Source organism: Planctomycetota bacterium, assembly GCA_038746835.1.
Taxonomy (GTDB): domain Bacteria; phylum Planctomycetota; class Phycisphaerae; order Tepidisphaerales; family Tepidisphaeraceae; genus JBCDKH01.
Map to the genome: position 1 here is coordinate 1 of JBCDKH010000209.1, position 6,061 is coordinate 6,061.

General features: G+C 62.5%; 5 protein-coding genes. 2 read left to right on the forward strand and 3 right to left on the reverse strand.

Annotated elements, in window-relative coordinates; translation table 11 throughout:
* Positions 1–780, forward strand: a 780-nt coding sequence (locus tag AAGI46_15045; protein MEM1013524.1) for a cytochrome P450, incomplete at its 5' end; no start/stop codon positions are given.
* A gap of 27 nt (positions 781–807) precedes the next feature.
* Positions 808–3,237, forward strand: a complete 2,430-nt coding sequence (locus AAGI46_15050; GenBank protein MEM1013525.1) for a glycoside hydrolase family 2 TIM barrel-domain containing protein — start codon at positions 808–810, stop codon at positions 3,235–3,237.
* Between the two features lie 19 nt (positions 3,238–3,256).
* Here the strand turns inward: AAGI46_15050 and AAGI46_15055 are convergent, their stop codons facing one another.
* The 3 genes from AAGI46_15055 to AAGI46_15065 form a co-directional block, all read right to left on the reverse strand.
* Positions 3,257–4,273, reverse strand: coding sequence for a sugar kinase (locus AAGI46_15055; GenBank protein ID MEM1013526.1), 1,017 nt, complete (start codon positions 4,271–4,273; stop codon positions 3,257–3,259).
* A 41-nt stretch (positions 4,274–4,314) separates the two neighbouring features.
* Positions 4,315–5,178, reverse strand: a complete 864-nt coding sequence (locus AAGI46_15060; GenBank protein MEM1013527.1) for a glycosyl hydrolase — start codon at positions 5,176–5,178, stop codon at positions 4,315–4,317.
* Between the two features lie 54 nt (positions 5,179–5,232).
* The coding region (locus tag AAGI46_15065; protein MEM1013528.1) for a sulfatase/phosphatase domain-containing protein at positions 5,233–6,061 on the reverse strand (829 nt) is incomplete at its 5' end.

Here is a 6,061-nt window from a genome sequence, read left to right on the forward strand (position 1 = left end):
ATCGTTCGCGAGGTCGCACTGCCGCTCCAGTCGCGTTCGCTGACGCGGCTGCTCAACGTGCCCGATAGCGAGGCCGACCTTTGGATCAGCTGGGGCATCCATGTCTTCAAAGAGGGCGACGGCGTGGCGAAGGGCGGACAGCTCGGCGAGTACATCCGCCGCATGTTCGAAGAAAAGCAGGGCTCTGAAGACGACGACTTCTTCAGCACGCTCAACCGCATCGAGTTTCGTGGTCGGCCGCTCACGCTCGAAGAGAAGCACGGCTTTGCGAACATGGCGTTTGCCGGTGGACGCGACACGGTGATCCACAGCGTCTCGGGCATCTTCGGCCATTTGGCGGAGCATCCAGAAAGCCTGGACTTCCTCCGCGAAGATGAGAGTCGCATCACGACGGCGACTGAGGAGTTCGTCCGCTTCATCTCACCTCTCACAGCCATCGCGAGAAAGTGTCCGCACGGTGCGACGGTGCTCGACCACGTACTCGCTGCCGGCGAGCGGATCGGCCTGTGCTGGCCGTCGGCTAACCGTGACGAGGGCACCTTCGAATCCCCCGACGAAGTCCGGCTCGATCGGACACCGAACCCGCACGTCGGCTTCGGTTTCGGCATCCACAAGTGCCTGGGGGCGACGCAGGCGCGGCTCATCATCCGCACACTCCTGAGCGTGCTCTGTGACCGCGGGACCACGCTCGAAACGATCGAGGCCGTCCCGGAAGTCGAGCGCGAGTCGTCCTTCGAGCGTCAGGTCGGGTACAGCCGACTGCGAATGCGACTGAACTAGTTCTTGCAAACACCACCACCGTTTCGCATGCGGAGCCACCAGCTTTTCAACGATCACTGGCACTTTCATCTCGGCGAGGTCGCCGACGGCCAAGACCCGTCACTCGACGCAAGCGGCTGGCACGCACGGACGCTGCCGCACGACTGGAGCGTCGAGGGCGAATTCAGCGAAGACCTCGAAGGCTGCACCGGCTATCTGCCGGGCGGCATCGGCTGGTACCGAAAGATCTTCAGCCGACCTGAGGGCGAGCGGTGCTCGATTCGGTTCGACGGCATCTACAACCACGCCGACATCTGGCTCAACGGCAAACACCTCAAGAACCAGGTCTACGGCTACTCACCCGTCACGATCGACCTCACCGACCATCTGACTGACGGTGCGAACGTCCTTGCGGTACGCGTCGATCGGACGCGCATTGGCGACAGTCGGTGGTACACCGGCTCGGGCATCTATCGCGACGTCGACCTCGTGTGCACCGGTCAACGGCACGTCAGCCGCGACGGCATCTTTGCGGTCGCGACCGTCGCTTCATCTGAGATCGGCAAGCTCGCGGCACGTGTCCGGATCGAGAATCACGACAGTCCGACCGACGCGACGTTGAAACTCGAAGTCCGGTCCGACGACGGAGAGGTCGTCGCCAAAGGTGAAGTGGGCGTCACACTGCCCGCAGGCATCTCAACCGCTGAGGCCGAGCTTCAGATCGATCAGCCGCGGCTGTGGGACATTGATCATCCGCACCTGTACCACCTGACGACAGCGCTGGTCGTCGGCGGCGAGAGCATCGATCAGGTGGAGACGGTCGTCGGCTTCCGCAGCTTTCGATTCGATGCAGAAGAGGGTTTTTTCCTGAACGGACGCCGGGTTCCGATCCGGGGCGTCTGCCTCCACCACGACGCAGGCCTCGTCGGGGCGGCCGTGCCAGACGGCGTGTGGGAGCGTCGACTCCGCAAGCTGATGGAAGGCGGCGTCAACGCCATTCGCACCGCGCACAATCCGCCGTCCGCTGCCTTTCTCGACCTGTGCGACCGGCTGGGCCTGCTCGTGCAGCACGAGTTTTTCGACGAGTGGGACAAGCCCAAGGACAAGCGGCTCAACTGCAAGATGCGGACGGAAGATCACCGCACGGAGGGTTACTCGCACTGGTTCGACGAGCACGCACGCGACGACCTTCGAGTGACGATGCTACGCGATCGAAACCACCCGTGCCTCTTCATGTGGAGCATCGGCAACGAGATCGAGTGGTGCTACGACGGCTATCACGAAGCCTCGGGCTACTGGGAAGACGGCGACGACATCAACCAGGACGGCTGGGGTCGATGGTCCAAGTGCGAGTCGATCTTTACCGAAGAACAGCTCGCCGAGGCAGGCAGAAAGCTCAACGAACGAGAGGGCTCGCTCACGTCTGTCGCGCAGAAGCTTGCCGACTGGACGCGCGAGCTCGACACATCCCGGCCTGTCACGGCCAACATGGTGCTGCCGATCATCAGCTACTTCAGCGGCTACGCCCAGGTCCAGGATGTTGCCGGGATGAGCTATCGCATGCGGCTCTACGACCGATGCCACCGCTGGGAGCCGGACCTGCCGATCATCGGCAACGAGAACAAAAATCAGTGGTTCGAGTGGGAAGCGGTCGAACAGCGGCCGTTCGTCTCGGGCATCTTTACCTGGACCGGTATCGACTACATGGGTGAGGCCAACGGCAAGTGGCCCAAGAAGGCGTCTTGCGCTGGAATGCTCGACTTGGCGGGCTTCGACAAACCATCGTTCCACGTCATGCGGGCAGCCTGGTCTGACAAGCCGGTGGCCAAGCTCTTCACCCAGCCGCTCGCCGAGTCGCGATACGACGAGCAGCTCGCTGAGAGAACCCCGGGCGCCTGGCGATTCGCGTCCTGGACGTGGTACGCCGTAAAGCGTCACTGGAACTACCAGCCCGAGGAACCGATCGTCGTCGAGGTCTACTCCAACGAGCCTGAGCTGGAACTCATGCTCAACGGCGAGAGCCTCGGCAGGAAGTCACTGTCTTCGTTCGAAGACCGCGTTTATCGCTGGCTCGTGCCGTACCAGCCGGGAACGCTGACGCTCGCCGATGGGCAGGATCAACTTGAGACGTGCGGCGAACCGGTCGGCTTGCGTGTCGAGGTCGATCGGATGGAGCTTCCGGCCGATGGCCGGGCGGTGTCACACGCGGTGATCCAACTTGTCGATGCCGAGGGCCGAGACGTGACGACACAGGACGTCACCGTCGACATCGAAGTCGAAGGGGCGTTGCGTTACCTCGGCGTCGACAATGGAGCTCTCGACAACCTGCAGCCGTACCACTCGAAGTCGCACGAGACCATGAAAGGCCGATGCCTCGTCATCGTGCAATCAACGAAGGACGCTGGCGAGGGCGTGCTTCGTCTCGCCTCTGACGGTCTGGCCGGCGCGTCGGTATCGATCAAGACGGTAACGCTTTAGTCGGGCAGCAAGTCGTCGCTTACCGCTGGACGCGACCGCTAGCGTCGCCGCCGGCGAGCGTGGCGATCTCGTCGACGCCGACGAGATTGGCATCGCCGGGAATGGTGTGCTTCAACGCCGATGCCGCAACAGCCCAGTCGATGGCCTTTTGCTTTGGCATGTCGTGGAGCTGGCTGTAGATCAAACCCGCCGCGAAGCTGTCGCCGCCACCGACGCGGTCGACGATGTCGATGTCATACCGGCGACTGAACACCGCGTCGTCATCTGAAAACAGCATCGCTGACCAACCGTTGCGACTAGCGCTGATGCTCTCACGAAGTGTGATCGCCACCTTCGTGAAGCCGAACTTCTCAGTGAGCTGGCGGGCGACGTCGATGTAGCGACCGCGATCGATCTCGCCAGTCTCGACGTCCGCGCCCTTGATTCCGAAGACGCTTTCGGCGTCCTCTTCGTTGGCGATGCAGACATCGACGAACGGCATGAGCTCGGTCATCGCGGCCTTGGCTTCGTCGCGTGTCCAGAGCTTCTTGCGATAGTTGAGATCGACACTCACAGTGCAACCCGCCGCCTTGGCGGCCTCGCAAGCGGCACGCGTCTCGCCGACGCAGTGACCGCCCAGAGCGGGTGTGATCCCGGTCCAGTGGAACCACTTGGCACCGGCAAAGACCTTCTGCCAGTCGATCTCACCCGGCTGGATCAGGCTGATCGCACTGTCCGCACGGTCGTAGATGACTCGGCTTGCCCGCGGGCCAGCACCGCTCTCGACGAAGTAGACGCCCATCCGACCGTCGCCTTGGACGATGCCGGACACGTTGACACCGTGGCCGCGGAGTGAGGCAATCGTGCGGTTGCCCCAGTCATTCTTCGGGAGCTTCGTGACGAATCCGGCGTCGATGTCGCAGAGCGCAAGGCTCGTGGCGACGTTCGCCTCACCACCACCAAAAGTGATCTCGAGCGTTGGAGACTGCGAAAAGCGCGTGTGACCCGGCGTCGACAGCCGCATCATGATTTCGCCAAAGGTGACAACGGTCGGCACGAAGAGTTCTCGTTTCGCGTGAGAGGGAAGGTGAAGGCGGTTCAGCGGTTCGGTTTCCAGACGCGGATCCAGTCGTAGCGGGTCGTGCGCTCTTCGAGCGTGCCGCTTGCGACCTTGCCGCCGTCGTCCGGAACAGGGTTCCAGTCGTACGTCTCGATGGCCATCTGAAGATAGGACGGCACGTCCCACTCGATGCTCGGCACGATCGAGTAGACGTACTTGCCGTCTAGGTAGAACCGGAGCTCTTCGGGCGACTTCCACCACGCGGCGTAGACGTAGAACCGCTCGTGGTTCTTGGTCTCCGTGTAGACCATGTTTTGCTGCTGGACCTTCTCGGGGTTGTACTCGTTGACGCGGTGGATGACATTCGAGTGGAAGATGCCGTCCCAGTCTCGACCCCACTTCTCCGTCAGCTCAGACGTCTGGCCGACGCACTCCTGAATGTCGAGTTCGAGCTTCTTTCGGAGCCCGGGCTTGTTGGGCGTCATCAGCCAGAACGTCGTCGACATCTCCGTCGCGTTGGCTTTGACCCGCGCTTCGTAGTACCAGCCGGGGTGGCCCGCTTCGATCGAGCGGACAATGGCACCTTCGTACAGGTACTCGCGACCATCGCCTCGGACGACGGGCTCGTCGAGCTTGCCGACGACGACGTTCATCGAGCCGTCACCGACGCTCACGTTCTCTGGGCGAAACAAGCCTGGCGCTCGACCTTCCCAGACCCAGCCGTTGGCTCGCGGCTCGATCTGCCACTTGTCGAGGTTGATCGCATCGCCCTTGAACTCGTCGGAGAGCTCTTCGACCAGCGACCAAGAAGCCGGCATGTCTTCCATGCCTTCGTCGCCGACGAGCGTTGGCCCTTCGGCACCGGCGGCGCCGGACGCGTATCCAAAGGCGGTAAGAAGCATGGCGGACAGTTTGAGTGAGTTTCGCATCTAAATGCTCCAGATCGGCATCGCCGACTACTCGGTCGGCTTGAGGTCCATGAAGGTGCCTGGCACGGTCTCGAGGATCGCCGTCAGTTCGGCTTTCATCTCGGCCAGTTTCTCCGCGTGTCGTGGATCGTCCGCAAGATTGGTCGTTTCCAGCGGATCGTCGTTGAGGTTGTACAACTGGTCGCGGTCGTAGTAGTTGTCCTTGAACGGCAGGCCGTCGCGGGTCTGGTAGCGCTCGAAGCTGGACCCTCCAGCGCCGCGACCCTGGTGCATGTAGCGGGCTTGTGGATCGATCCTGAACTGCGGGTCGTCACGCGTCCAAGGCATCGACGCGTACGTCTCTGCCAGGTACGCCTCCTGCTCGGCCATCCGCTCGTCCAGCGTCCGCTCCAGACTGGGCGGAACGCGGAAGGCGATGTACTTCCAACCGTCGGCGGTTCGAATGGCGCGTGTCAGGCCAAGCTCGCTGTAGATCACGTCGCGGACAGGCTCGTCGCCACCCTTCAACAGGTCGACGAGCGAGTGGCCGTCGATCTTCATGTCGGAAGGAGCCTCCACGCCGGCCAGCTCAAGGAACGTCGGCGCGAAGTCGGTGTTTTGGATCAGCGCATCCTGCGTCGTCCCCGCGGGGATCGTGCCGGGCATGTAGAAGAACGTCGGTGCGACCAGCCCGCCCTCGTAGCACGTGCCTTTGCTCTGATACTCCGAGCCGTGGTCGACGAAGTAGACGATCATCGTGTTGTCAGCGACGCCGAGCTCTTCGAGCTTGTTCACGATCGCGGTGATGCCGTCATCGAGCCAAATCGTCCCCCAGAGTTCGTCGGGCAGGTTGTTCTCTCTGGCACGACGCATGACG